This window comes from Novipirellula aureliae, from assembly GCF_007860185.1.
Classification (GTDB): domain Bacteria; phylum Planctomycetota; class Planctomycetia; order Pirellulales; family Pirellulaceae; genus Novipirellula_A; species Novipirellula_A aureliae.
In genome coordinates, this window is sequence record NZ_SJPY01000013.1 from 13,650 (window position 1) to 40,253 (window position 26,604).

Annotated in this window: 18 protein-coding genes; 9 read left to right on the forward strand and 9 right to left on the reverse strand. The window is 52.2% G+C overall.

Features of this window, described 5'->3' with window-relative positions; all coding sequences use genetic code 11:
- Nucleotides 1-165 precede the first annotated feature (165 nt).
- Both Q31b_RS26690 and Q31b_RS26695 read left to right on the forward strand, forming a co-directional pair.
- Nucleotides 166-888 carry a Bax inhibitor-1/YccA family protein gene (locus Q31b_RS26690; protein WP_146602733.1) on the forward strand — a complete coding sequence of 241 codons (723 nt, stop codon included), beginning with the start codon at nucleotides 166-168 and terminating at the stop codon, nucleotides 886-888.
- Between the two features lie 362 nt (nucleotides 889-1,250).
- Complete coding sequence (locus Q31b_RS26695) at nucleotides 1,251-2,279, forward strand: aldo/keto reductase (RefSeq protein WP_146602734.1); 1,029 nt, start codon at nucleotides 1,251-1,253, stop codon at nucleotides 2,277-2,279.
- A gap of 195 nt (nucleotides 2,280-2,474) precedes the next feature.
- Here Q31b_RS26695 and Q31b_RS26700 read toward each other — a convergent pair whose 3' ends face one another.
- Both Q31b_RS26700 and Q31b_RS28735 read right to left on the reverse strand, forming a co-directional pair.
- Nucleotides 2,475-4,301 (reverse strand): sulfatase-like hydrolase/transferase, encoded by a 1,827-nt coding sequence (locus Q31b_RS26700; protein WP_197172450.1) that lies wholly within the window; start codon nucleotides 4,299-4,301, stop codon nucleotides 2,475-2,477.
- A gap of 231 nt (nucleotides 4,302-4,532) precedes the next feature.
- Complete coding sequence (locus Q31b_RS28735; protein ID WP_197172453.1) at nucleotides 4,533-5,888, reverse strand: S26 family signal peptidase; 1,356 nt, start codon at nucleotides 5,886-5,888, stop codon at nucleotides 4,533-4,535.
- 281 nt (nucleotides 5,889-6,169) lie between these two features.
- Here Q31b_RS28735 and Q31b_RS26710 point away from each other — a divergent pair, with 281 nt between their 5' ends.
- Nucleotides 6,170-7,471, forward strand: a complete 1,302-nt coding sequence (locus tag Q31b_RS26710) for a DUF1501 domain-containing protein (protein ID WP_146602735.1) — start codon at nucleotides 6,170-6,172, stop codon at nucleotides 7,469-7,471.
- 79 nt (nucleotides 7,472-7,550) lie between these two features.
- Here Q31b_RS26710 and Q31b_RS26715 read toward each other — a convergent pair whose 3' ends face one another.
- A complete protein-coding gene (locus Q31b_RS26715; RefSeq protein WP_146602736.1) occupies nucleotides 7,551-7,742 on the reverse strand; it encodes a hypothetical protein in 192 nt (63 codons plus the stop codon).
- Nucleotides 7,743-7,775: 33 nt separating this feature from the next.
- Between Q31b_RS26715 and Q31b_RS26720 the strand changes: the two genes are divergently transcribed.
- From Q31b_RS26720 to Q31b_RS26730, 3 genes are all read left to right on the forward strand, one after another.
- Entirely contained in the window at nucleotides 7,776-10,286 is a 2,511-nt protein-coding gene (locus Q31b_RS26720; RefSeq protein ID WP_146602737.1) for a PPC domain-containing protein, read from the forward strand.
- An 83-nt stretch (nucleotides 10,287-10,369) separates the two neighbouring features.
- Nucleotides 10,370-12,826: a DUF1549 and DUF1553 domain-containing protein gene (locus Q31b_RS26725; protein ID WP_231617891.1), complete on the forward strand. Its 2,457-nt coding sequence runs from the start codon at nucleotides 10,370-10,372 to the stop codon at nucleotides 12,824-12,826.
- Nucleotides 12,827-12,872: 46 nt separating this feature from the next.
- Nucleotides 12,873-14,381, forward strand: coding sequence for a c-type cytochrome domain-containing protein (locus Q31b_RS26730; RefSeq protein ID WP_146602739.1), 1,509 nt, complete (start codon nucleotides 12,873-12,875; stop codon nucleotides 14,379-14,381).
- Between the two features lie 66 nt (nucleotides 14,382-14,447).
- Here the strand turns inward: Q31b_RS26730 and pyk are convergent, their stop codons facing one another.
- Nucleotides 14,448-15,881: a pyruvate kinase gene (pyk, locus tag Q31b_RS26735; protein ID WP_146602740.1), complete on the reverse strand. Its 1,434-nt coding sequence runs from the start codon at nucleotides 15,879-15,881 to the stop codon at nucleotides 14,448-14,450.
- A 46-nt stretch (nucleotides 15,882-15,927) separates the two neighbouring features.
- Between pyk and Q31b_RS26740 the strand changes: the two genes are divergently transcribed.
- Together Q31b_RS26740 and Q31b_RS29205 are read left to right on the forward strand one after the other, a co-directional pair.
- The gene (locus tag Q31b_RS26740; protein WP_146602741.1) at nucleotides 15,928-16,857 is read left to right on the forward strand and encodes an SDR family NAD(P)-dependent oxidoreductase; all 930 of its coding nucleotides are present in this window, start codon (nucleotides 15,928-15,930) and stop codon (nucleotides 16,855-16,857) included.
- A 153-nt stretch (nucleotides 16,858-17,010) separates the two neighbouring features.
- The gene (locus Q31b_RS29205; protein WP_231617880.1) at nucleotides 17,011-17,496 is read left to right on the forward strand and encodes a GxxExxY protein; all 486 of its coding nucleotides are present in this window, start codon (nucleotides 17,011-17,013) and stop codon (nucleotides 17,494-17,496) included.
- Nucleotides 17,497-17,653: 157 nt separating this feature from the next.
- Here Q31b_RS29205 and Q31b_RS26750 read toward each other — a convergent pair whose 3' ends face one another.
- Together Q31b_RS26750 and gpmI are read right to left on the reverse strand one after the other, a co-directional pair.
- Nucleotides 17,654-18,637 (reverse strand): ROK family protein, encoded by a 984-nt coding sequence (locus tag Q31b_RS26750; RefSeq protein ID WP_146602742.1) that lies wholly within the window; start codon nucleotides 18,635-18,637, stop codon nucleotides 17,654-17,656.
- A 249-nt stretch (nucleotides 18,638-18,886) separates the two neighbouring features.
- Nucleotides 18,887-20,491 carry a 2,3-bisphosphoglycerate-independent phosphoglycerate mutase gene (gene gpmI, locus Q31b_RS26755; protein ID WP_146602743.1) on the reverse strand — a complete coding sequence of 535 codons (1,605 nt, stop codon included), beginning with the start codon at nucleotides 20,489-20,491 and terminating at the stop codon, nucleotides 18,887-18,889.
- Nucleotides 20,492-20,676: 185 nt separating this feature from the next.
- On the opposite strand from gpmI, the gene Q31b_RS26760 reads away from it, so the two are divergent.
- On the forward strand, nucleotides 20,677-22,050 hold the full coding sequence (locus tag Q31b_RS26760; protein ID WP_197172460.1) for a glucose-6-phosphate isomerase: 1,374 nt from the start codon (nucleotides 20,677-20,679) through the stop codon (nucleotides 22,048-22,050).
- Here the strand turns inward: Q31b_RS26760 and Q31b_RS26765 are convergent.
- The 3 genes from Q31b_RS26765 to Q31b_RS26775 form a co-directional block, all read right to left on the reverse strand.
- Entirely contained in the window at nucleotides 21,985-23,052 is a 1,068-nt protein-coding gene (locus tag Q31b_RS26765; protein WP_231617881.1) for an SAM-dependent methyltransferase, read from the reverse strand. The genes Q31b_RS26760 and Q31b_RS26765 overlap by 66 nt on opposite strands.
- A gap of 220 nt (nucleotides 23,053-23,272) precedes the next feature.
- Nucleotides 23,273-25,114, reverse strand: a complete 1,842-nt coding sequence (locus tag Q31b_RS26770) for a PEP-CTERM sorting domain-containing protein (RefSeq protein WP_146602745.1) — start codon at nucleotides 25,112-25,114, stop codon at nucleotides 23,273-23,275.
- A gap of 199 nt (nucleotides 25,115-25,313) precedes the next feature.
- Nucleotides 25,314-26,477 (reverse strand): DUF1559 domain-containing protein, encoded by a 1,164-nt coding sequence (locus Q31b_RS26775; RefSeq protein WP_146602746.1) that lies wholly within the window; start codon nucleotides 26,475-26,477, stop codon nucleotides 25,314-25,316.
- Nucleotides 26,478-26,604 lie beyond the last annotated feature (127 nt).

Genomic DNA, 26,604 nt, shown 5'->3' on the forward strand with positions numbered 1-26,604 from the left:
AAGCGTGTTTCAGATATTCAATACATAACCCGCCCTGCGTAGTGGATCTTGCCGCTCGCCCAACGTCTGTATCAAGACACGAACATTTGTTTGCGATATACTGTGCGATTCTTGGGTTTCGAATTCAATTAACGCCCAAATTACACTCAAACGACGAGGAACAAGATGAGCCAGTACAGTCCTTACGCTCCTACAGGCGAGATGGCGGCATTTGCAAGCGAATCGGCTCGAGCAACCTTTATCCGTCGCACCTACGCCCATCTGGGCGGAGCCGTGTTGGCTCTAATCGCGATCGAAGTCGTATTGTTTTCGATCGTGCCCGCTGCCACGATGGATCGCTTGGTCGGATGGATGCTCGGTGGGTACGGGTGGCTGCTTGTCCTCGGAGCGTTCATGGCCGTCAGCTGGATGGCAAGAAGCTGGGCCAACAGTGACTCGTCGGTAGGACTACAATATGCAGGCTTGGGGCTTTACACCTTTGCCGAAGCCATCTTGTTGCTTCCGCTATTGTACATCGCAATGCGATTGGACCCGCAAATCCCAGTGATGGCGGCAGTCGTGACAGCGGTCGTCTTTGCAGGCTTGACCGCGTTCGTCTTTACCACCCGTGTCGACTTGGCCCCTTGGGGTAAATACTTGGCCGTCGCCGGATTGGTCGCACTTGGGGCCATCGTCGCCGGGATTATCTTCAATTTCTCGTTAGGCATTCTCTTTAGTGCCCTGATGGTCGCTTTAGCATCGGGGTACATTTTGTACGACACCTCCAACATCTTGCACCACTATCGAACGGACCAGCATGTTGCAGCATCGTTAGCGTTGTTCGCGTCGGTCGCTTTGCTGTTTTGGTACATTCTGCGGATCATGATGATGTTTTCAAGCCGCGATTAAGGACGACGTCCACCGGGCTTTTTGCCGATCCGATCGTGCGGGCCTCGATTCGGTTTCTCGCTGCTCGGGAAGCGACAGAAACGCGCGCATTTTCAATACGCGCGCATACAGAACGCGCGCATACGATACGCGCACGTACAAAAAATGGGCACCCCCAAGTCGATTTGGGGGGCGATGGCACCCGCCACGTTTTTTAGGGCGTCGGCTGAATCGCCCCGTTTTTGTGGGTGAGATGAACGGAAACTTTATTTTATTGGCGCGTTAAGTAAGTGGTACGCGATTTTCACTGGTTGGATTTCAGATCGTGCTCACAAAGTCCGAAGCTGGACTATTTTCGTAAAATGCCTAACAGGAAACAAAACATGAAGAAGCGACCACTTGGATTATCAAATATCGACGCGTCCGTCGTCGGATTCGGAGCTTGGGCAGCTGGCGGCTGGACGTGGGGCGGCCAGGACGACAGGGAATCGATTCGCGCCATTCATGCCTTCTTGGACGCTGGAGGCAATTTGATTGATACCGCTCCGATCTACGGGTTCGGGCACAGTGAAGAGGTTGTAGGAAAAGCGATCACCGACCGTCGTGATCGTGTCGTTCTGGCCACCAAATGTACGATGAGATGGGATCTGAATGATGAACAGAAAAAACGAGCGACAAGGAAATTCTCGACCACCGAAAAAATTTATGATATGCCCGGTGAAAAGTCGGCGAAAAGTTTTGACGTCTTTATCTACGGTGGAGCCGATGGGATTCGTCAAGAAGTTGAACAAAGTCTGAAACGATTGCAGACCGATGTGATCGATTTGTATCAGACCCATTGGCAAGATGACAAAGTCCCAATCGAAGAAAAGATGGGGGTACTGCAAGAACTCAAACGAGAAGGAAAGATTCGAGCAATCGGTGTATCGAACGCGACCGTCGATCAAATCGATCAGTATCAGAGTTTTGGGCAACTCGATACCGATCAAGAGAAGTACTCGATGCTGGATCGCGACCTGGAGTCCTCCAACTTGGCGAAATGTGACCAAGCTGGAATAGCGTTTCTAGCCTACAGCCCCCTCGGTCAAGGATTGTTGACAGGAAAAATTGATCCTGATCGTCAATATCCTGACGGTGATCAGCGAGCAAGCAAAGAGCGTTTCAAGCCACAGAACGTTCGCCGCGTCAACAGCATGCTCGATACCATGCGTTCGGTCGCCGATCAGCATCAGATTTCAATCGCCCAATTGACGATGGCCTGGACACTGGCTCAAACAGGATGTTCGCACGTTTTATGCGGAGCCCGAAATGAGACTCAAGCAACCGATAACGCTGGAGCAGGCGCGGTCTCGCTCAGTGTCGATGACTTGGCGTTGGTCACGCAAGCGGTCGAAAGCTATCACGGAGTTTAGTGAATGGATGGTGCGACCCACTAACCGCGTCCTATCCTCTCGCTAACGCAGCCGTTAGCACAAGTGCAGCTCGGCTTCCGATCGAGCATGGAGACTCGATCACACGCAGCATCGAACGACGGCGAAAGTACAAAAACTTTAACCGATCGGCTGCAACTAGCCAGTTGGTGGGAGCTAAAGTCGACATCGATTGTCTTACATCTCTCCATTCAGAATACATTTTCGGATTCGCTCGACGTTCCCACCCATATCGGTTTTGCATGCTTTAATGGACTCGATATGAGGATCAAAACCATCGCCGGTCCAATCGAGTACATTGAGCACCATTAAAGCCGCGTACGAGTCGTTTTCAAGTAGATCATTCCAACATGCTTGTGCCGCTGCCTTGTCACCTTCTTTGTACACCGTCCAGGCAGCCATGATGCGGACGTGGTGCGAAGGATCGCGAAGTGCCGAGTGCAAGATGACAGGATCAAGTGGAGTGCGTCCTTGAAGATTGAAACAACCAACGATTGCCCAATAGCGAACGCCCGCGTCTTCATCATTCAAGTTGTTATAAAAAACGGACAGGTTCGCCGGATCTTGTTCAAGCGCCAAGGCGGCAGCGTTTTGGTAGGCAGCGATGTCGTACAATGACGGGTCACGCACCATTTCATAGATCGTTTTTCCACAATCGAGCGATCGCCGCACGACCTCGCTTTCGGGAAGCAATCCCGCGTCAAAGATCTCGAGTTGCCATTGGTCGAGTTGTGCACTCAACCGCTTTACCTCTTCACCGTACTCGGGATCTGCAATCAAATTGTCGACATTGTCAGGGTCGGCGACCATGTCGTAAAGCTCTTCCATCGGCTTGGTTTGAAAGAAGCGACCGGTCACGGCATCGGTCTTCCCTTCACGATGATAGGCTTCCCAAGCTTGGGTTGCTTTCATGTTCCAAAGGTAATCTTGATGATGTCCCCAAGGAGCGTAGGGCATGTAGTTACGAATGTACAAGAAGCGTTTGTCACGAACGGACCGGATGTTGTCGATCCGCTCATCCATCCGGCCTCGGAAACTAAACTGGTAATCGCGTGGTTCCTTTTTATCGCCCAGAAAAACCTTTCCCTGCATTGCTCTGGGAGGGTCAATTCCGCATATTTGCAGCCAGGTTTTTGGCATGTCGATAAAACTGACTAAATCCTCGATTTTCGTTCCCGGCTCCGCTGGCCGAAGATGCTTGAACTTTTCAGGAACGCGGATGATGAGCGGGCAATGAATTCCGCTGTTGTAAAGAAAACGCTTACTACGAGGTAGAACACCTCCGTGATCGGAGTTGTAAATGACGATCGTATTATCTGCCATCCCGCTTTGCTCAAGCTTCGCAAGTGCATCGCCGATATCGGCATCCATCTTTTTTACTTGATCGTGATAGTGAGCGTAGTTTTTGCGGATATCGGCAATGTCAGGATGGTATTTGGCAAGTCGGACTTGCTGCGGATCGTGTTCGGTTTGATCGATATCACCAAACGCCTTCGATTCATGTGACTTGGTTGTATTGATAACCATCATGAACGGCTGGTTGTTCTTTAGCGATTGCCAATCAACTTTCTTTGTATCCCAAGGACTGCTGTCTTTGCGGCCTCCAATGTTGTAGTCCGTCTTGGTGGAATTTCCGACGAAATAGCCTGCCGCCTTTAAGTGGTCTGGATAGTACTTGATCGATTCATGAGGTATCGGATAACGGCTGCGCATGGGATGGGTTCCCAACGAAAGCGCATAAACTCCAGTGATCCAAGTACAACGCTGTGGCGCACAAACGGGCGTATCAGAATAGCAATTCATATACTGAAAACCCTCTCGAGCAAGTTCGTCGATATGAGGGGTCTCCGCATAGGGGTTTCCGTAACATCCCACCCAATTCACATTGTTGTCTTCGCTGGTCAACCACAAAATATTTGGTCGATCGCCTGCGACCGCAATAGCCGTCGTGGTAATGAGTAGCAGGGAAGCAAGGTGCATTCTAATCATGAGCTGGCGAAACATGATGCGGACTCTCTTTGGGTTGATATCGGTTAGTGTTTTGTCGCAACGAACGAATGAGGGAAAGCATCTTTCGTGGCTGTGGCTTCCCGCCGCAGTTTACGGAGGCAAGATGCCTCAGCCACTCTTTTGCTAACCCTGAAATCAAGCGTTGGCAATGCACGAAGCAAAATCCAGCACTCTTCGAAGGCTGGAAAGGCTGTGAGTTATTCTGATCCTACACCATTTCCATGTTCATTGGACGGTGCTTATCGGCTCAACTTTGCCAATGAGTTGGTTTTCGTCGATGGGGCCGAACGTCCGACTGTCGACCGATACCGGGACATTGTCTCCTACGACAAAGTACTGATCCTCCGCCAAGCGGAGCGGAAAGCCAGACATATCGTCTTGGGGGCGAACCCGGTACTCTATTTCGCGAAATACGTTCAGCTCCAATCGGAGCCCCTGATACCCTTGACCGTCTTCCCATGCAAACCGAATGGCGATCGGGTGCGTCGGAGCCACCAAGCGACTGACATCATCCATCGCCACATTTGATGGACGATCACTTTCATTGTCGTTCCGCTCCTCGAGCCCAATGCGTCTGTTCCGGGGGGCGATCGGTGACGCGTGCCTGTCGTTGGACGCTGTCGACTCGGTGAGCTGACCGAGATTGGCTTTCGATGATTCCGATGAGCGGACAATCGTCGATGCTCCACGAATGAGCGATGATTTCATGACTCTGACACCGTCCGGATTCCAAAAGAGTGTCTCCAGTACAATCGGCCGTTCTGAATGGATTTTGTTGTCATCATGAACGATCACTTCAACGGCCAAATGCTCGGCACGATTCAAACGCCGGACGATCGATGAGTTGATCGGGTAATCGTCCATCACGGGCGATGCCTGGTTTTGGCGGTATACCGCAAAGTGGTGGTAACACAACCAATCGTTGATTTGCTTCGAGGGCCCGTGCTCCCAGGTACGGTTCACGCGTTTCCAATGCGATGCATCGCCACCCGCACCTGGTAGCCACCGCGATTGGCTGCGGTATCGATCCGAGTCGACACGAACAAGCGGTGCCAATGTTGGAAAAGATTTCTCTTGAACTCGCAAACGCGTTCCATCGAGAACGATAATATCTCCTGGCAATCCGAGGATACGTTTGACTCGCATGCGACCATCGACATTGATAGCCACCATATCGCCAAGTTCGAAGGATCTGGTTTCGTCATTGATGCGAACTTGATCGCCTGGGATCAAGTTCCCGGACAATTTGACTTGCTCCGCCGAAACCGACGCACCGCAGTGCCAACATACGATTCCGCTTTTGGGAATCGCGGGGGTCGCACCATGGAGGGGAACGAGTATTTGGATTTGGCAATTTGGGCAATGAGAACTGAAGTGTGCCCCCATCAATGAGGGGGCCATTGATTCGCCGACCACTTGGCTGATTTTTTGATGGTGCTGTGGAAGTGGTTCCATAAATTGGAAGTGTCCAACAGAGAAACCCACCACTCCGACAAGTAGGCCGACCGCAGCGATAAACCAAGCGATTTTCGGCCTTTTTGCTTGTGCTGGGCACGCTGATTGGGAGGTTTGAATCGTCATTCCGTCGTCGAAAGCGTTTGACTCGAGTTTTTGGGTGCGGTAAAATGTCACAATCCAGCCCGTCAGTTCAGTAACACCCTTTCGCAGCATATTGTGAAAGACCCGCCTTGTCAGGTTGAAAGTTGATTGAAATTCTACCAATTCAACCTGATTATTAACCCACCTTCCAATCAATTCTTTTACAGCTCTGCCAAAATTCCACCGCGAGAATTTCGGGCGGTCTGTTGATGCTACAAAGCTCCGTACTCAAAGAAACCGTACTCAAACAAGAAGGTTTTCACATGCGTTGTCACGGAAATCCCTTTAGTCGCCGCGGCTTTCTTGCCGCGGGAACGCTTGGTGGACTCGGGTTATCGCTACCCGATTTGCTTATGCGACAAGCGGCTGCAGAACAAAAACACTATGACTTTATTGAAGCGAAAGCCAAGAGTGTCATTCATATTTTTCTGCCGGGCGGATTGGCTCAGCAAGAATCGTTCGATCCGAAACCCTACAGTCCTCTCGAGTACCGAGGCGAGATGGGGACGGTCAAGACGAATACGGGGGAAGTGTTCTGCGAATCGATTCCCCAATTGGCAAAGCGTGCGGACAAATTTAGCGTGATCCGGTCGATGTCCCACGGTGAAGCGGCACATGAACGGGGAACGCATAATATGTTCACCGGCTATAAACCAAGCCCCGCACTGAGTTACCCCAGTTTTGGGGCTGTGGTCAGCCATGAATATGGGCCTCGAAATAATTTACCCCCTTACATTTGCATCCCCAAAGTGCCCAATGAATATGCGGGAACGGGCTACTTGCCGAGTAGCTATGGGGCTTTCGCTTTGGGCGCCGATCCCGCACGCGATGATTTCAAAGTTCGTGACTTGGACTTGGCGGGGGGAGTCGACCAAGAGCGTTTCATTCGACGAAAATCGGCACTCGAAATCGTGAATCAACGTTTTGCCGAACGTGGTTCATGCGATAGTGTTGATGCGATGAACACGTTCTATCAGCGCGCTTACGATTTGCTCGATACCCCTGCTGCAAAAGAAGCGTTCGACTTGTCGAAAGAAAATGCAAAGATGCGAGACCGATATGGTCGCAACGAAGCGGGCCAACGCATGCTGATGGCTCGCCGCTTGGTCGAAGCAGGATCGCGGTTGGTAACACTTACCTATGGCGGATGGGATATGCATGCCAACATTACCGCAGGCGTTCGAAATTTGATGCCCCGTTTGGATGTTGCCCTGTCAGCGTTGCTCGATGATTTGTCCGAACGTGGTTTGCTGGATGAAACGTTGGTGATGCTAACAAGTGAATTCGGTCGGACCCCGAAAGTCAATGCGGACGCTGGTCGTGACCACTGGCCGAAGGTGTTCAGTGTCATGTTGGCTGGCGGTGGTATCCAAGCAGGGTTGATCCATGGTGCTTCGGACTCAACCGCATCGGAGCCGGAACTCGACCCGGTCTCACCTGCAGACCTAGCGACCACGATGTATCGGTTGCTTGGTATTGTCGCCGACAAAGAATTAATGGCGCCCGGTGACCGTCCGATCGAGATTGTGAATGGCGGAAAACTGATTACGCCGTTGTTGGCTTGATATCTCTTGTAAGAAATGAGTCTTCCAGTAGTGGATCTTGTTAAAGATCCTCAAGCGTCAGGATCTTTAACAAGATCCACTACCTGAGAATTTGTGCAGGATCTTTAACAAGATCCACTACCTGAGAATTTGCGTCAGGATCTTTAACAAGATCCACTACCTGAGAATTTGCGTCAGGATCTTTAACAAGATCCACTACCTGAGAATTTGCGTCAGGATCTTTAACAAGATCCACTACCTGAGAATTTGTGCAGAAGAGCAAATCAGCCACTGTTTGATTCGATCCTCTCAACCGAACCGACTTATGATACACAGCCGATTAAAAACCACGTTGGCGTTCTTGGCTTTGGTGTACTTGCCGATAACGGCGATCGCATCACTTCCGGTCGTCGAGAGGCTCGAACCACGCGGCGTCGTCCGAGGTGAGGAAACGACGATCTCGCTAGTTGGCAATCGACTGAAGGACGCTCATCAAGTTCTTTCCGATGTCGATGGTCTAACCATTCTCGACGTCAAGCCTATCGATAACAAGAAGGTCGAGATAACGATCAAGACCGACCCCACAATCGCTCCTGGCCTCTACCCAATTCGCTTGGTCACGAAATCAGGAATTGCCAACCTACGCTTGCTAGGCGTGGGAGCGATGCCAATCGTCAAAGAGGTCGAACCGAACAATGGGATTGAAACTCAGCAACCGATTGAGCTCAACACGACAATCGAAGGCGTGATCGAACGCGAAGATGTGGATCACTATGCGGTCAAACTTGCGGCGGGGCAAAGTCTTCAGGTCGAGATCGAAGGTATCCGGTTGGCCTATTCTTTGAACAATCAGAACATCCTCGATCCTTACATTGCCATTCTCGACCAAGGGCGATTTGAATTGGCGACCAGCGATGATTCAGCGTTTCTTGGGCAAGACGGTGTTTGTTCTTATACGGCCGAGTCCGATGGGGTTTATACCGTTTTAGTGCGAGACAGCTCGTTTGGTGGTCATCCAAGCTGCAGCTATCGGTTACATGTCGGAACTTTCCCACGTCCGGTCGCGGCCATTCCAGGTGGCGGTGTGCCAGGATCGACATTGAATGCCAAGTTGATTCACTTGAGCGGTGAGACCGAAGAAGGATCCGTTGTCTTGCCCAGTGAGTCCAGGAGTCGCTACGCCGTTGTTACCGAGAACGAGGATGGTATTTCACCATCGCCCAATTGGATTCGTGTCAATACGCTACCTGTGGTCATGGAGGATGAACCGCAGAATAACAATCATCGCAAGGCACCATCCGTGACGGTGCCTGCTGCACTTTGTGGCGTGATTGGTCAACCGGGTGATTTCGATGCCTTTCAGTTCGAGTGCAAAAAGGGGGAACGGTACCGTGTCAACGTTTTCGCTCGCAACTGTCTGCGTTCGCCACTCGATGCGGTATTGAACGTGTTTGGTCCCGACTACAAAACGATCGTCTCCTCGGACGACGTGAATGGCAGCGTTGATCCGTCGCTTGAGTTTGCAACGAAAGTCGACGGCGCACATACGATTCGCATCTACGACCACCTGCGCGGCGGAAGTCCCCTACATCAATACCGGATCGAAGTCGAGAAAGCGAATCCGACGTTTGCGCTAACTCTCAAAGAAGGACGCCGTGATCAAGCGGAAGTCATCTCGGTCCCCATCGGGGGGCAAACCGCTACCGTCATCACGGCTTCGCGCCAAGGTTACAACGATGCAATCGAGCCCCACGTGCTCGGCCTACCCGAAGGAGTGACCGCAACAACGTACCCGATCCCCAAAGGACGCTCAGAGATACCCATCTTGTTTACGGCGTCATCCGAAGCCAAGCACGACGCTTCACTTTTTAATATCGAAGCAACCGGGGATTCGAAGCATGCCGATGTTCAGGGAAACTTCGCTCAAACACATAAATTAGTCCTTGGCCAGAACCGTCGTGGTATGTGGAGTTACGATTCCGATCGAGCTGCAATTGCGGTCACCGATGCGGCGCCGTTTTCGATCGAGTTGGTCCAACCTAAAACGCCGATCGTTCGCAGCGGCAGCAAGGATCTGATCGTTCGCATCGTTCGTGATAAAGGTTTTAATGGCGCTGTTTCGCTCCGCACGCTTTACAATCCGCCTGGCATTGGCATCAACAATAGCCGAAAGATTGAAAAGGGAAAGTCGGAAGTGAATATCCCGATTACGGCCAATGGAAACGCCGCAATCGGCGTTTGGCCACTCATCATGATTGCAACCTATCCGACAAGTAACGGCAACGCCGAAATCGCATCGCCGCCGATCGAATTGGAAGTTCAAGATTCGTTGTTCAAGTATAGCTTCCCAAGAACGACCGCAGAGCTTGGAACCGAAGCAACCGTCGCCGTCGAAGTCGAAGTGTTGCGTGATCTACCGTCCACGACCGTTGTCGATGAAAATGAGGTAGCAGCCGATGCGAATGCTGAGGGTACGGGATCGGACGCAGCGGATGCGGAGGTCGAATTGGTCGGCATCCCCAATGGTGTGACATGTGCCGAGCCCATCCAAAAGGTTTCCAAGGATACAACGATGCTAACCTTTCGCATCGTGGTTGCTGCTGACGCAAAGCCAGGCAAACACAAGACGCTCGTTTGCCAATCCAGAGTGAAGGTGGGTGACGAAATCATTCACCAAACCAACGGAACGGGTGAATTGCGATTGGATAAGCCGTTGCCCGTGAAAAAAGTGGAACAGCCAAAGCCAAAAACGGAAGAGAAAAAAGCCGAACCGAAGAAAGCAGAGCCGAAACCGCTCAGCCGACTCGAACAACTCCGACAAATGAAGCAGAATTAATCATGGACTATCGAATTCAAGCTCGACCGCGCGGGTCTATTTTCGCTGCAATCGTTTGCACCGCATTGCTGCAAGCTGCTTGCATGACGCCAGGGGCGGTTGCCGCATCGGCATCGGTCACAGGAGCGACTTCGGAAAAGCCTAAGCTTTCGGTCTACCCGCCGGAGATCAAACTCAACTCGGCTCGAGACTTTCAATCTTTTGTGGCCGTACTTTTGCGGCCTGATGGAATTACCGAAGATGCCAGCGATCGAGTCGACTGGTCAATCGATGACCCGAAAATTGCCAAGCTTGATGGTTATCAGTTGTATCCACTCGCGGACGGCGAAACCGATTTGGTCGCCCGCTATGCTGGTTCGAGCGTGCGTGTGCATGTTACCGTTGCGGGGGCATCGAATCGACCTGAAATCAGCTTTAAGAACGATGTGATGCCCGTTTTGACTCGATCGGGTTGCAATACAGGTTCTTGCCACGGAGCGGCCAGCGGTAAGGATGGTTTCAACTTGAGTTTGTTCGGGTTCGATCCCCAAGGCGACTATTTCAGGATCACTCGCGAGATTGGATTTCGGCGAGTCAACCTGGCCGTTCCCGAAGAGAGTTTGCTGCTAAAGAAGGCAACCGGGGCGGTTCCGCACACCGGTGGCAAACTCTTTGATGCCGAGTCCGATTACTACGCGACGATCTTAGAGTGGCTGGAAAAGGGTGCCAAGAATGATCCCGCCGATGCAGAGCCGCCAGCCGTCGAGTCGGTTTCAATCTTGCCCCCGCAAGCGGTCTTGGAAGGGGAGGGGACGAGCCAGCGTTTTGTTGCCGTTGCAACCTATAGCGATGGCTCGACTCGCGATGTGACTCGTCTGGCTGCCTTTAACTCCAACAATTCGTCGACGGCTGCAATTGATGACGCGGGAATCGTGACCGCGGGACAACGGGGGGAAGCATTCGTGATGGCTCGCTTCGATACCCACACCGTCGGCAGCCAAGTGTTGGCATTGCCAGCCGATTTACAATACACGCCGCCCGAGATTGCGGGTGATGAAATCGACCAATTGGTTGGCAAGAAACTGAAGCAACTACGGATTCTACCAAGTGAGCGATGCAGTGATGAAGAGTTTATTCGACGAGTGACAATTGATATCACCGGCTTGCTACCCACTCAACAAGAATTCGATCACTTTGTCGCGGATTCGAGTGAAAACAAGCGAGCCGAGCTGATCGACCGATTGCTTGAGCGAAAAGAGTTCAGTGAAATTTGGGCGATGAAATTTGCTCAATTACTGATGATTAAAAGTAGTAACGACGTGAGCTACAAGTCGGCGTTTTTATACGCCAACTGGCTAACAGACAAATTTGCTCGAAAAGTACCGATCGACGAGATGGTGCGTGAGTTGTTGACAGCGACCGGGGGCACGTTCACTTCGCCCGCAACGAATTTTTACGAGGTCGAACGCGATACGCTAAAGACGGCCGAGAATGTCGCCCAAGTGTTCATGGGAATTCGAACCCAATGTGCACAATGCCACAATCATCCCTTTGATCGTTGGACCCAAAACGATTATTACGGCTTCGCCTCCTTCTTTTCGCAAGTCGGCCGCAAGCAAGCCGAAGACTATCGTGAAAAAATTGTGTTCAACCGCTTTAGTGGCGAAGTCAATCATCCACTGACCGGGAAACCCCTTCCTCCAAAGTTCCTCGGAGGCGAGACGCCCGAAACGAAGGGGAAGGATCGACGTGTAATCCTTGCGGACTGGTTGACCGATGCCGAAAACCCATTCTTCGCATCCTCGATTGCCAATCGTGTTTGGGCCCATTTCATGGGCGTCGGCCTCGTTGACCAAGTCGATGATATTCGGGTTAGCAATCCGCCGAGCAATCCCGAGTTGTTTGACGCGCTTGGCAAAAAACTGGTCGCCTATGATTTTGAATTGAGTGCGCTGGTGCGTGACATCTGTAATAGCGATGCCTATCAACGATCCAGTGTGGCCAATGAATCAAATGCCCACGATACTCGGAACTACGCCCATGCGGTTGTCCGACGAATTCCGGCGGAAAGTTTGCTAGACTGCATCGTCCAAGTCACCGAATCGCCCGACAAGTTCCGTGGGTTGCCAATCGGGGCCAGTGCGGTGCAGATCGCGGACGGGGCGACCTCGAACTATTTTCTCGATGCGTTTGGTCGCTCGCCCAGAACGACCGTTTGCGAATGCGAAGCCTCGACCTCACCCTCCCTGTCACAAGCCTTGCACCTGTTAAATGGAAACTCGATTAGCAACAAAATCAATCAGGGAAAAGTGATTCAGCGGTGGGTCAAGGAAGATAACTTAAGCTCCGAGCAAGTGATCGATCGAATTTATGCTCGTTGCTTGTCGAGATACCCGACACCTGAGGAACGTGAAAAATTGATCGCGAACGGACTCGATCTACCGACTGGGAAGTCAGCCGGCAGTAACGGGAAAAAGAATCAAGCGGATAGTAGGATCCCGCAATTGACCGACATCTTTTGGGCTGTCCTCAACAGCCGCGAATTTGCATTTAACCACTGATTGATCGTAATCCCGGCCAAGTCTCCATGTTTCACCATCAACAATCATGAACCGTCATTTACTCACTCTCGTTGTTTCGGTCAGCTGTTTGCTATCGAGCCAAGCGGACGACAAAATCACCTACGAAGATCATGTCAAACCGATCTTCCGCCAACACTGTTTGAGCTGTCACAACCAAAGCGATCAAAAGGGTGGTTTGGCGCTCGATTCGTACCTGTCGCTCGTTGAAGGGGGCGGTAGCGGCGAGGTGGTCTACGATGATGGTGACGCGTCGGCGAGTCGGCTTTGGCAATTGATCAACCATGACGACACCCCCGTCATGCCGCCCAATCAAGATAAGATCCCCGCCGAACAGTTGACGACGGTGCTGAAATGGATCGAAGGAGGGATCCTTGAAAATTCGGGTTCAACAGCCAAGAAGAAAAAGCAGAATGCGTTGTCGTTCGTCGCATCGGGGGGCGGTAAGCCAGACGGACCGGCGGCGATGCCCGAATCGATTCCGCAAACCGTACCCGTCGTTACCAAACGCGCGGCGGCAATCACGGCAATTGCATGCAGTCCCTGGGCTCCGCTCGTCGCTATCGCGGGCCAGAAACAGATTGTTTTGTATAACACCGATACGGCGGAACTTCTCGGAATCTTGCCGTTCGAAGAAGGGATTGCCCAATCATTGCGGTTCAGCGGTGACGGGCAGTTCTTGATTGCTGGCGGTGGCGAGCATTCGTTTTTAGGCATTGCTGCCATTTACAACGTCACGACTGGTGAAAGAGAAGCCACAATCGGCGATGAGCTAGATGTCGTCCTTGATGCCGATGTCAACTCGTCCATGAGTCGGGTTGCGATGGGCGGTCCACAAAAAATGTTGCGTATCTACGACGCGTCGAGCGGCGAATTGGTGTTCGATCTTAAAAAACATACCGATTGGATCTACGCGGTCGCGTTTAGTCCCGATGGAGTCCTCGTCGCTTCCGGGGATCGCTCGGCAGGTCTCGTTTTATGGGAGGCCGATACAGGCCGCATCTACCTGGATTTAACCGATCACAAAGCAGCCATCAACGCAGTCGCCTGGCGTGACGACTCGAACGTCTTTGCCAGTGCTTCGGATGATGGAACCGTCAAAATTTGGGATGTCGTTAGCGGCAAAGTCATTAAGTCTATCGGAGCACACGCTGGAGGCGTTACCGATGTTGCATTTGACCATCAAGGACGTTTGATTACCGCGGGCAAAGACAAACGTGTCAAACTATGGGACACGAGTGGCAACCCTATTCGAGATTTCGAACCAATGAGTGAAGCCGTATTGGATGCATCGGTTAGCTATGACGGGAAGCGGATCGTGTATGGAGATTGGTCCGGGAAAGTTTTCGTAGCCGAAACAGAAACACCAAAGTCGAAACAGACTCTCGCGGCGAACCCACCACCGCTCTCAAAGCGAATTGAGCAACTCGAAAGCCAGATCGCCGATCTCGAAAGTGAAGATCCGACGACGGACGAAACGGCAACTCGGATTGACCAGCTGATAGCCAAATTGAAATCGCTCCAGCAAGCGGAGTAGGCAGTTGTTTACGGTTTCTGTACCTCTTCGCTCGGGAGAGAAACGAACTCGTTCGCCAAGTTACTTCTACTCCACACTATGCACGATTAGCATGTTGTGTGCTTTTTGAATGACGCCCGTACCGGTGACAAAGACGATTTGATCACCCCTTTTGATGTCCGTACTCGCCTTTGCCCAATCGCAAATCTCGTCAATGAACTCGGGCGTGTGATCGATCAAGTCGGAACCGATTGGCTTGATGCCCCAGAGCAGTGACATTCGACGAAGGGTCGCCGCACAATCACTAACACCCAACGTCGCAATGCGGCTTCGACTTTGGCTTTTGATCCACGCGGTGTTGCCGCTCTTGGTTGCGATCACGATCAATTTGGCATGGATGGCCTCGGCGATGTAGGTCGCTGCGACGGTCACGGCAGTCGTTGTTTGTTGAACTCGGCTATTGTTGACGACTTCGTGCGAAGATTGCCGTAGCAATTCTCGTTCGGTACACAACATAATCCGATTCATCATTTCCACCGACTTTACCGGATAGTTTCCAATGGCGGTTTCCCCGCTCAACATACAGGCGTCCGTTCCATCGAGGATCGCATTGGCGACGTCACTCGCCTCCGCACGCGTTGGGCGGCTGCTGGTGTGCATTGACTCGAGCATCTGAGTGGCCACGATGACCGGTTTCATCTTTTCTTTGCAAACCGAAATAATTCGCTTTTGAGCAACAGGCGTTTCGGCGACATCAATTTCGACGCCTAGATCACCACGTGCAACCATGATGCCGTCGGCAACGTCGACAATCTCTTCAAGGTGGTCGAGCGCTTCTGGTTTTTCGATCTTTGCGATCACGACCGCGTTCGATTCATAGCTTAACAACAAATTCTTTAGCGTCTGGACGTCGCCCGGTTTACGGACAAACGAGAGGCTGATGAAATCAATCCCATTCTTTGCGGCCCAAATGGCGTTGTCGACATCTTGTTGTCGCATCGCAGAAACGGATAAATTGACACCTGGAAGATTGATTCCTTGGCGACTGCGCGTGATGCCACTCGCGGTCACAACACATTCGGCTCGATCCGCCGTCGACTTGGTGACTTTTAGAGAGACCAGCCCATCGGCTAACATGACACGGTCGCCAACGTTCAGCTCATCGACTAGCTTTGCATAGGTGCTCGTCAATTCATGGTCCGTCTTGGGGTTGTCGCCTCGTATAAAAGTAAAGGTTGCACCGATTTCACAGTTCATTGGGTCGGTGACAAGCTGGCCAAGACGAATTTTGGGGCCAGCCAAATCGAGCAGGATACCAGGATCATAGCCCGTCTTCGTTGCAGCTTTGCGAATGTTTGCTACGACTTGCTCGTGTTGTTGCCGATCACCATGGGCGGTATTGATACGGAACACGTCCGCTCCCGCTTCGATCAACTCAACCAATTTGTCGACGCTATCGCAAGCGGGACCAACGGTTGCCACAATTTTCGTCGATGCATCTTCGATTCGGGGACGAGTCATTCAGAATTTCCTTTAGAGTTCAAGATGCCGACAACGGCTTCATTTGATGGTAATTTATCGTTTGACCGTTTCCCGCCCAGTAGGCTTGGAGACAAGATGCTTAACGCCTAACCTGTTTTATTCAAACTTCACACATTCTTTATTTGGGAATCGATCGACCTTGTCAACTGCAAAGACGAATCCTGTAGTTCTAGTTACTGGAGGCTCCGCGGGGCTAGGGCGGGTGATTGCCACAACGTTTGCCTCCGCCGGGTATCGCGTCGCCATTGTGGGCCGGAACCAAGAACGTTTAGAATCCGCGAGAAGTGCGATCGGAACGACCGAACAAACGCTTTGTTGTGCCGCCGACCTTACAATCGAAGCGGACGCCGTTCGAACCATTCGTCAGGTCGGTGATCACTTTGGACGACTCGATGTGTTGGTTAATTGCGTCGGGACGAGCGACCGAGGAGCGATCGAGAATCTGACGAGCGAGCGAATGATCGATTTGGTTGAGCAGAACGTTTGTACGACCCTTCATTGCTCCAAAGCCGCATTGCCGCTGCTGGAAGAATCGAGTGGCGTCATCATCAACATCGGCTCCCTGGCGGCCAAAGTGGGCACTCGCTACCTCGGCGGTTACTGTATTGCCAAACATGCACTGGCAGGCATGACCCAGCAAATGCGACTCGAGTGGCTATCTCGTGGTGTCCATGTCGGGCTAATCAACCCTGGACCAATCCGTCGCGACGACGAAGGTAGCCGTTATCAATCAAAGCTCGATGGCAACATCCCCGTTGAAGCAAGTCGTCCAGGCGGTGGAACCAAGGTCAAAGGCCTCGCCGCCGATGAAGTGGCTGCCATCGTTCTCGATTGTGTACGCCGCCGCCGCCCCGATGTGATTTTGCCGCGTTACCTTCGGCTCTTGATCACGCTCGGTAATCTATCCCCAAGACTAGGCGATTGGTTGCTACTAAAGTTTTCCTCATCGAAGTAGCTAGTAGACGCAAGCTGCCATCGAGGCGGATCTTGCCGCGTTGGAACTTCCATTTGCGTGGGCCGCCGTCGGTCCAGTAGAGCGTGATATCCTCGATCACGGTCGCCAGGGCGGCCCTCAGCGTCGCGGGATCAGCCTTGGCGTCGTTTGTAGGTGGACCAGTTCCGCCGCGACAGGGGCGGCCTCGCGGTCGGGTGCGGCGTTGTCGATCCACTGATCGTCCAGGTCCTTTCACGCTTGACTGAACGCCTTAATGCGGTCACGCAAGTTGTCGTTGAGCTTAAAGCAAAGTCTGCTATCCATCCGATCGACAAAGCGCAAACGCTCTCCCAATTGAGATTGACGGGGTTGCAAGTTGGGCTGCTGATCAATTTCCATGAAGTGAAGTTGATCGACGGGCTCAAATCGCTCTCCGGCGGTGCCGACAAGATCGCGGGCCTGATCCCCATGGTCTTCGATAACGCCTGCAACGCCTCGAAGCCGTCGTCGCTAACGTCACGACCGCCTAAAACTCCGTGCCTTCGTGCCTCTGTGAGAGCCCCGCCGTCCGGCAATGAATCGCTCACAGAGGCACGGAGTCACAGAGATAGTCAAGAGACCACTCAAGCAGATACGGCATCGTTTTGCTCTCAGAACTAGCGATGGTTTGAGCGTCGGTCTGCTTTCCGTAAGATTCTTTTCGCCGAAGGCGTTAAATGATCGTGAGTGCGTTACGCGCCCGCGGCTAATGGCTAGAAATCACGATCGGGTTAGAAACAGCATTGGCAATGACCAAGCCTTGAGTCGCGGAATCGGATCAACCCTCGGTTAGTTTTCGGTGAGCCCATGCGGCAGCCCCCATGGCGCCAGCATCGTCTCCCAGTTTCGCAGCGACGACTTCGAAGACGTCTTTGTAGACCGACATCACGTTTGCTCGAGCGGTTTCGCGGACGGTTTTGACGATCAAATCTTCCATCGCTTCGACCATGCCGCCGCCAAGGACAAACCGATCGGGTGCCAACAAATGGACGAGGTTTGCAACGGAGACCCCAATGCTTCGCGCGGCCTCTTCCACTAATTGACGGACAACCTTGTCGCCATTCTTGATCGAATCAGACAATGCTCCACTGCGAATCTCGCTAATGTCGGTTCCTACGGCGTCGTATAAATGAGGTGCTTCACCACGCAATGCCGCCTTGGCCGCTTCCGCTGCGATCGTCAATCGACTTGCCTCCGCTTCAAGGGTTCCGGTGATTGCTGAACCCGTCACTCTGGTGTCGCCCGAAATTCGCATATGACCGATTTCCATACAACTGAACTTTGCACCTTGCAGGATTTGACCGTCGTAAACACAGCCCCCGCCGACGCCTGTCCCCGGGAAAATGCCGACCGCACAACGGGCACCTTTGGCAGCACCGAATTGGTACTCACCATAAATCCCAGCATCAACGTCGTTCACGACGACGACGCCGCAATCGAATCGCTTTTTCAGAAAGTTGCCGATTTCAACGTCGTCCCAACCAAGGTTAGGAGTCATCAAGATCCTGCCCTTTGCGAGGTCAATCGGTCCCGGGCAACCGATGCCGATCCCCGCGATCTTCTCCTTCTTCAATTGCGCTTCTTCGAGCAATTGTTCGATCGTCGTGGCGATGCGCTCGCAGCCACTATCCGAACCACTGCGGCTCTTCGTTTTCCGGCGTCTCCGACCAAGAATCTTCCAGTCTTGGTCGTAGGCTATCGCAAGCATTTTGGTACCGCCAAGATCAAAGCCAATCCACACCGATTTTTCATCCGCTGCCATGCGACTCACCTCGTTAGAGAACAACTGAAAAGAATTCCGTAGTGGTTCTTGTTGGGATCTTTGACAAGATCCACTACGGGATAGATGGGATCTTTAACAAGATCCACTACGGTTTTGTTGGGATCTTTAACAAGATCCACTACGGTTTTGTTGGGATCTTTGACAAGATCCACTACGGTTTTGTTGGGATCTTTAACAAGATCCACTACGGTTTTGTTGGGATCTTTAACAAGATCCACTACGGTTGGCTTAAACCTTTAACAGCGGTTCGCCCGTCATCTCTTTTGGAATTGGCAACCCCATGAGTTCCAAAAGTGTCGGGGCGATGTCAGCCAAACGACCGCCACTGCGTAGGGTTTTTCCCTCCAGTCCGGGTTCGACCACAATCAATGGTACCGTGTAAGTTGTATGCGCCGTGTGCGGTCCGCCCGTCTCGGGGTCAATCATTTGTTCGCAGTTCCCATGATCGGCAGTAACGATTAAGGAACCTCCCTTGGCGAGCACGGCATCAACGACTTGGCCAACACATTCGTCGACCGTTTCAACCGCCTTGATCGCTGCTTCGAGAACACCGGTATGGCCGACCATATCGCCATTAGCATAGTTGACGATCAGCAATTCAGCGTGCCCGGACTCGATTTCGGCCAACACTTTTTCGGTAATCTCATGAGCCGACATCTCAGGTGCTTGATCGTAGGTCGAGACGGTTCGGGTCGAAGGAGCCATTTCGCGATCCTCATGAGCAAACGGGGCGTCACGGTAATCGTTAAAAAAGAACGTTACGTGAGGATACTTTTCCGTTTCGGCACAGCGGAATTGGTTCAACCCCAGCGACTCGACGTACTCACCGAGGATGTTTGGCATCTTGGCCAATTTCTCAAAGATCACGTGCACGGGCAATCCCGTCTCGTAACCGGTCATCGTGGCGAAGTACAGGTTGTCAATTTTTTTGCCGCGGTCGAAGCCACCCCCGTCGATCTTTTTCCAGGCATCATCATCAAACGTAAACGCCTTGGTAATCTCACGCGTTCGGTCGCCACGGTAGTTAAAGAAGATGACGGCATCGCCATCGGAAACAACGGTTTTCTTTCCATCATGCAGGATCGAAATCGGCTCGATAAACTCATCCCCCGTTCGATTCGAATCGGTTGGGTTGTCATAGTAACCTTGGATCGCTTCGCTGGCCGAGTTCGCGGTGACTTGAGACCCTTGAACCATCGTTTGATAGCACGCTTCCACCCGTTCCCATCGCAAGTCGCGGTCCATTGCATAGAAACGCCCCATGACGGTCGCAACGTAACCAACCCCCTGTTCTTTCATCGCCTGTTCCACTTTCGCGACGTACTTTAGACCGCCGGTTGGCGATGTGTCACGTCCATCGGTGATCGCGTGGAAAGCCAAGCCGTCTTGAGCCAAGTTGTTACGTTTCGCCAATTCAACAATGGCGATTGCATGATCCAAATCACTGTGGACACGGCCGTCAGACACCAATCCGAGGACGTGCAATTTCCCACCCGTCTTCTTGACATGCTCAATCGACTCGAGCAATACCTTGTTCTCGAAGAACGCTCCTTCACGAATGGATCGGGTGATCCGCATCACCTCTTGATCGACAATTCGTCCGGCCCCAATATTTTGGTGCCCCACTTCGCTGTTACCCATCACTCCATCCGGCAATCCAACATCCTCACCGGATGTCGCGATCAATGTGTTCGGGTAGTTTTGCATCAACTGATCGGCGACGGGCGTTTTACCCAGGTAGACTGCGTTACAATCGTTCCACTTTGGGTCAGGATTTTGGCCCCATCCGTCGCGGATGATGAGGACAACGGGTTTGCGGCGAACTTCAGTCAAGGTTCTTACTCTCGTGTCGAATGGAATAGGGTGAGGCTGTGACAATGAACTACGCCTCTGTTTTAGCCAATTGATGCTACTTTCGAAACTGCCCCATCGGTTGTCGAGTGGTCAAACCGGCTACCGATCGGCTAATCTGCTGGTTCGAACCGTTTCTCTACACACTTTTCACCTTCGGCCAATCGATGAGTCTATTGCGTTTTGATCCTAGCGGTGCCCTTACGGGCGATTATGGTGTGCCGGAGCACCAATTCGCGGAGGCAGCGATAGCGTTTGAGAAAATCCGCTCCGAAATGGCAAACGCCAACCGATTTCCATGCGACAACATGCCGCTAGCGCCTAAACACGCTCGCTGCATCCAAACGCCTTTTTTTCGGTTACCCGAAACCGAATTAGCCGATTACGTCGCTCGCCGTGAAGAATCGCTACTCGGACGTATCTTCAAAGTCGCCAACTCGATCGATGCGAAAATCGATGCGGTCGTTATTTTGGGCAACCGAGCGACGATTCGTAACATCAAAGCGATCACGAATGCTTCCTGCGAACCCTATCACAACGAGTTGTCGAGGGCCGAGCGAGGCAGCCGACCTCGCTTATACTTCGCGGGCGACAACTTTGATAATGATGCATTGTCAGCATTGATAAGACGCCAATCGATTGGCGGCTATGTTGACACCTTGCCCGAACGTCGCTTTGCAGTCATCGCAATCGATCGCGATGAGGGCAACGGGCAAGTCGGCGAGGCACTGCGTCACTGCATTAAAACATTCGAACGAGCAGAGACAACCGTCTCACCCCAGCACGAACCTGAATTTCCGTTGTCCGAAGCACTCATCCCGATCCTAGGCGATCGGACAAAACTCCGATCGCTTGCCAATCATATCGGCTGCAGTGAAATCTACGAGATTGCCGACGGAGTCGATGATTGGTTTTCAGCCTTGTCCTCGGTAACGCTTATGCCAACCGCCCTGCTCGGACTCGACTGCATGAGACTACTCGAAGGAGCCGCTCGAATGAACGAGCATTTTTTGGCGGCTCCTTTCTCCGAGAATGTTGTGCTTCAATACACAGCGATCAACCATTTGGTCGGTCGCGGGCGAACCGGTAGCCTGCGGGCGATGAATGTCTGGGTCAACGCGCTGCAATCCACAGCTGAGTGGTATCAAGGACTGCTCACCAAGCATTTGCCAATGGTGACGCCGCTGAGCTGGGCGTTTCAGCGTGAGACGCCGAAACGAAACGATTTGATCGTCAACCACGTCGCCGTGGATTCATGGCGAACCGATGCGTTGCCAAGGAATGAGCCCGATTGCCAGCAAGATGAACGCTACACGCTAGCTGATCGAACCAAGCAGGCGATCGCAGAGGCACAACTGCAAGCTGCAGCCACAGGCCAGCCAACCACATTGTTGACGCTCCCGTTAATCGATAGCGACACGATAGGTCAATTGCTACAGATGTTGATGATATCCGCAGCAATCGAAATGCATTTGCTACATCTCGACGGCGAAGCAGACTTCGCATCGGTTGCGGGCAAGTTGTCGGACGCGGACACTTGATGGATTCCATGATTCGACGGTTTCCATCCATTGGTCAATTTTCTTTGCAGCCTTGTAATCGCCTAACTTCAGTGTGATCAGCAGGCCGCGAACGTCACTGTACCGACTGGTCACTATTTTCCCGACCGTCGAGAGCGTTTGTTCTGGCTTCGCCGTCGAATCAACCAAGATCCATTTGACACCTCGATACTCACGGCGAGGTAAGTCGTCGGCGCGAGCTTGGATGTAACGAAAATTTGGATGCGATTCGATTCGCTCGTCCATTTCCGCTGGATCAATCCCGATCACCCGCAACCCAAGTTCCAGGAGTCTGCCACAGGCGCCGCCTGGTGCGGCTCCAATCTCGGCCGCCAAGTCACCTCGGTGCATATCGAAACCGCTCCACACGATCGACTCGGCTGCCTTAAAATAGGCACGCGACACGGGTGGCTCGGCCAAATCGATCGGCTGGACCCCGCCCGGCCATCGCGACGGCCAGCTTCGTGCTTGGTGTGTTCCAAAGAACCAATGCGAAGGCTCGACCAAGACGACATCCAAAACGGACTCATCCGGCTGGGCGACACGGTTGACCGCATCGGTCCGCAGACGACTGGCCGCGAGTCGATCATAAATCGCTTCTCCGACGGCATTGGAGACCTCGTCGATCCCTGGCTCAAAATCGAAACGCCCGATCGGAGCGCGGTCCTTGGGCCAAACATGGATTTGGTCAAAACGAAAGTCAGCTGGGTATTTCGCATCGATCGCTTCGATCAGCTTATTGACAAGCTCATCAAAACTCTCGCTCCGGGCTTGCCCGATCGATAAAGAAGAGGTTCGAACGAACGTCCCCTCGGGGGGCGGAACCGATTCGTCATGCTTGGCGGTTACGAATCCGGGACGTGAAAAAGCTAACCGCCATCCCTGTTCCGAAATCGTTTCTTTCACAATTTGCTCCGCTCCATAAGCGCAGCCAATCATTGCAAACGTAGGTTGAGGATCACTTGACTCGGAAGGTTTTGACACGTTGAGTTGGCTTTGAAGACTTGGTTCTTAAGAGACGTTTCGATTCTGGACCGATGCGAACGGACCGTTTTATACATCGGCAGTCCCGATTACGCAAAGGCGAGGGTGTCTAATAAGAATTGCAAGGATAAGACTGCACCAATGGACCGAATCAAAGATCTATTAAAACACTGGTAAGCCGTGAATACTGGTAAGCCGTGACTGTCGGGCCTACGTCGATTCAACGACGCCGGCGACGTCGTGTGGACCAAGCCAGTCCGAGGACACTAAACAGACCCAATGAGGTTGGTTCGGGGACCGCAGAAATTCGATAGTTCAAGAACAGTTTCGAGTCCTGACTGCTGACCGACCAGGCGGCATCGACCGCTGTTGCATTTTGAAAACCACTGGCATCGATATCGAACAATGCCGCATCAAAACCGGTCAACAAATTTGCTTGAGCGAACATTAAACTGTAGTCGGCATTCAGATCAAAATTCAACGCTTCCCCTGGAATTGCTCCGCTGAGTGAAGATACCGAAATCAAATAGTCACCAGCACCCGATTCGGTGAATACCAGTTCGTCCGCTGTGAGCAGATCCCAGGTGCCGCCTTCGCCGCCTGGCGCGAAATCATTGATTTCAAACTCAAACGCCCCGCCACCTTGCCAAGCCACGACAGTGGCCTCAATTTCGCCGACGCTGTTTCCGGGTGCGAGTGTGGATCCAAATTTGATATTCAATTCATCCATCTCTCCGATGCCACTGACTCTTCCTCCGGTTTCGTTGTTCAGAGTTCCAATCAACTCACCATCGATCCGCATGAATCCGCTGTTGTTGACGTTTTGGCCTGTCGCATCGAGCGTCCCCATGGCATCGATCATCGTCGTGCCAATCGCACTGTTGGTGAAGGTGTCACCAGATTTAAAGGTTGCAAAGGCGTCGATGGCCAAAGTGCCGCTGTCCAAAGCTCCCACGGTAACCGTTCCGGTTGAATCGAGCGTATTGAATGCTACTTGCAAATCGCCGGTGCCGTTGGAGCCACCAATTTCCAAGCTACTGATGGTCGTGTTGTAACGAGAAACCACGCCTTGAATGTTGTTTAGTTTAACATCGGTGTCGACCACGGTGATGCTGGAGAGACCGAGATTGGCGGGAGTCGGTCCCGGAAGGCCTGATAAAGGTTGATAGGCACCTGTATTCACATCGACCGTTCCGAACTGATTGTCATCTTGATAAAAGACGTATAGCTCTTGAGCATTTCGGTCGACTCCGCCAGCCATCGCGTCTACATCAGTGCCTGGTAGATCAATGAGACTCGTCGAAGAAGTAGGCGCAAAAGATGGTGATAAATTCCAGCGATCGAGCCGGCCGGTGTTTCCTGTGTGGCGAACAAATTTGCCATCTACAATCGATCCTAGACGCTCATCACCCACTGGGGACGTTAACTCGTTAAGCGAAAAGACTTGAGATCCAACATTGGTAAAATCATTTAGATCAACTTCCACAGCCACTGTTGCAGTATTAAGACCAAGAATGTAGCGGTTCGAGAAGGGATCGTAGTCGCCTGTCGCGTCAACCTCTTGCAATCCGTCGGGAACAGGATCGTCGATGACGACACTTTGCCAATTCGAAATGGAATGACTGTAGCGATGAATGGTCGATGACCCCGAGTCGGACAATAGGAAGTCGCCCGAATTGGTAACTTCTAGATTTCGTAAATTGGTAACCGTTGGTATCGTGCCAACGGTAGAAATCGTCGAGAAAGAAGCTGGACTTCCTCCGATGCCAGGTACAAGCCTTTTGATGGTGGCGCCATCCATCGTAAAGATGTTGCCAAGGATATCAGCAGCGAACTGAGTGTCCGACTCGGCAGCCGTTACCACGCCATAGTCGACATCCCAGCTGCCCGTCGTGCTGTCCGTTTTTGTATAGCGGCTAATCGTTGCGTCGGACTCGTTCCCTAATTGGTGCCCGTAAACATAAACTTCGGCCGTAGCCTGCTGCACCGACAGAAGCGAAACCGCAAGGGCTAAGGAAAGTTTGAAGCAAGCTCGAGCGGCATCAAAGCACAGACATTTCATTTCATCGTTCTCAAATCAAGTTGGTTCGAAATCTCAGGTAGCTATACGGTGTTGCGTTGGAGTCTAGCCTTTAGGCGATTTCCAAACAGCTTTACTAATACGCAGAATGGTAATCGGCTAAAGCCTGGACTCCAACGTTACTCAAGTTCATCGTGGGGTCAGCTAAAGCCTAGGCTCCGGTTTTTTTCTCTACAAGTCTCTAAAAGTCATCGTCGGAGACAACAAATTCGGGCCAAGGCACATCACTGCTTTTGCCGCGAAGGGTCAACAAAGCTTGGTAGACTCGGTAATCAATACTCTCAGCGATGAAACGTGTTCCTCCATCTGCCATCGATGCGTTGACTCCGTCGACATGTGCAGACGAAGGCCGAGCATAATCGCTTGCGTAGTCATCATCTGTCATCATCGCCGTAAAAACATCGGGACTACCTGCGTTGACGCCATTGATTCGATGAATGGGCGCGACCGGCGAAGGCTTGCCATTACTCCACTGCGTAAGGTCCGAATCGAACATATCAGGCGTAGGATCTTCATAATGCCATACCATCCCCTGAGTAAATTGAGAGTATCTCAAACTGCTATAAGCTGGTTTCGGAGTGTAACCGCCTGGTTCGAGGTCAGCGGCATCAATGAAACCGGCACGATGCCATGGAAGACATTGGACGTTTTCGGAAAACAGGATGGTAAAGCCTGGGCCGTCTTTGAAATCATCGAGTCGCACAGGAGCCCCACAATGAACGCCACTGCCATCATCGTACGCATTCTTAAATGCCCCATTTGCTCGCTCCTGGCAATTCGCAAAGGTGACGGCATTCGCACCATTTGAGAAATCGACCGTCCCGTTATTCGACACATAGCTATTGAGTCCATCGTTGCCGCGGGCGACCGGGTTGCTCGGGCACTGCATAATTGCCATGTTGGGGGCTGCGAGCGAATGAAAGCCTTCGCCTGAATCACCCGTCGTCTTTTCGTATTCGCCGCTGCCATCCGACATGATCGGATAACGGTCTTCGGTCCAATGCTCGTAGGTCGGTTGTCCGTCAAGCCATGGTAATAAGGCAACGGCCCAAGTGCCAATTTTGTAGTGGGTTGGAACCGTGCCAGCATAGTTCGTTGGGTCGGAGGGATCTGCCCCCTCTTCGAATTTACCGAACTCTTGTACCCAGCCGGGGAGATGGCCTTTTGCGTTTTCGTATTGGATTGCCGCTAAGGCCAAGTTCTTGATGTTGGCATTGCATTGGTTACGACGAGCGGTTTCGCGAGCCGCATTGACGGCTGGCAGTAAAAGTCCCATCAAAATGCCGATGATCGTGATTACGACCAGCAATTCCACCAACGTAAATCCAATTTTTGAACGTTTCATCGTAGAGATTCCCCCAAGAACGAAAAGGTCTGCTCGCCAATCCGAACGGATGGAGCATGCATAAGATACGAGTGTACCCCCCTGACCAGGCTGGTGCAAACATTCTGGATGAGAAAATAAAAAAAAT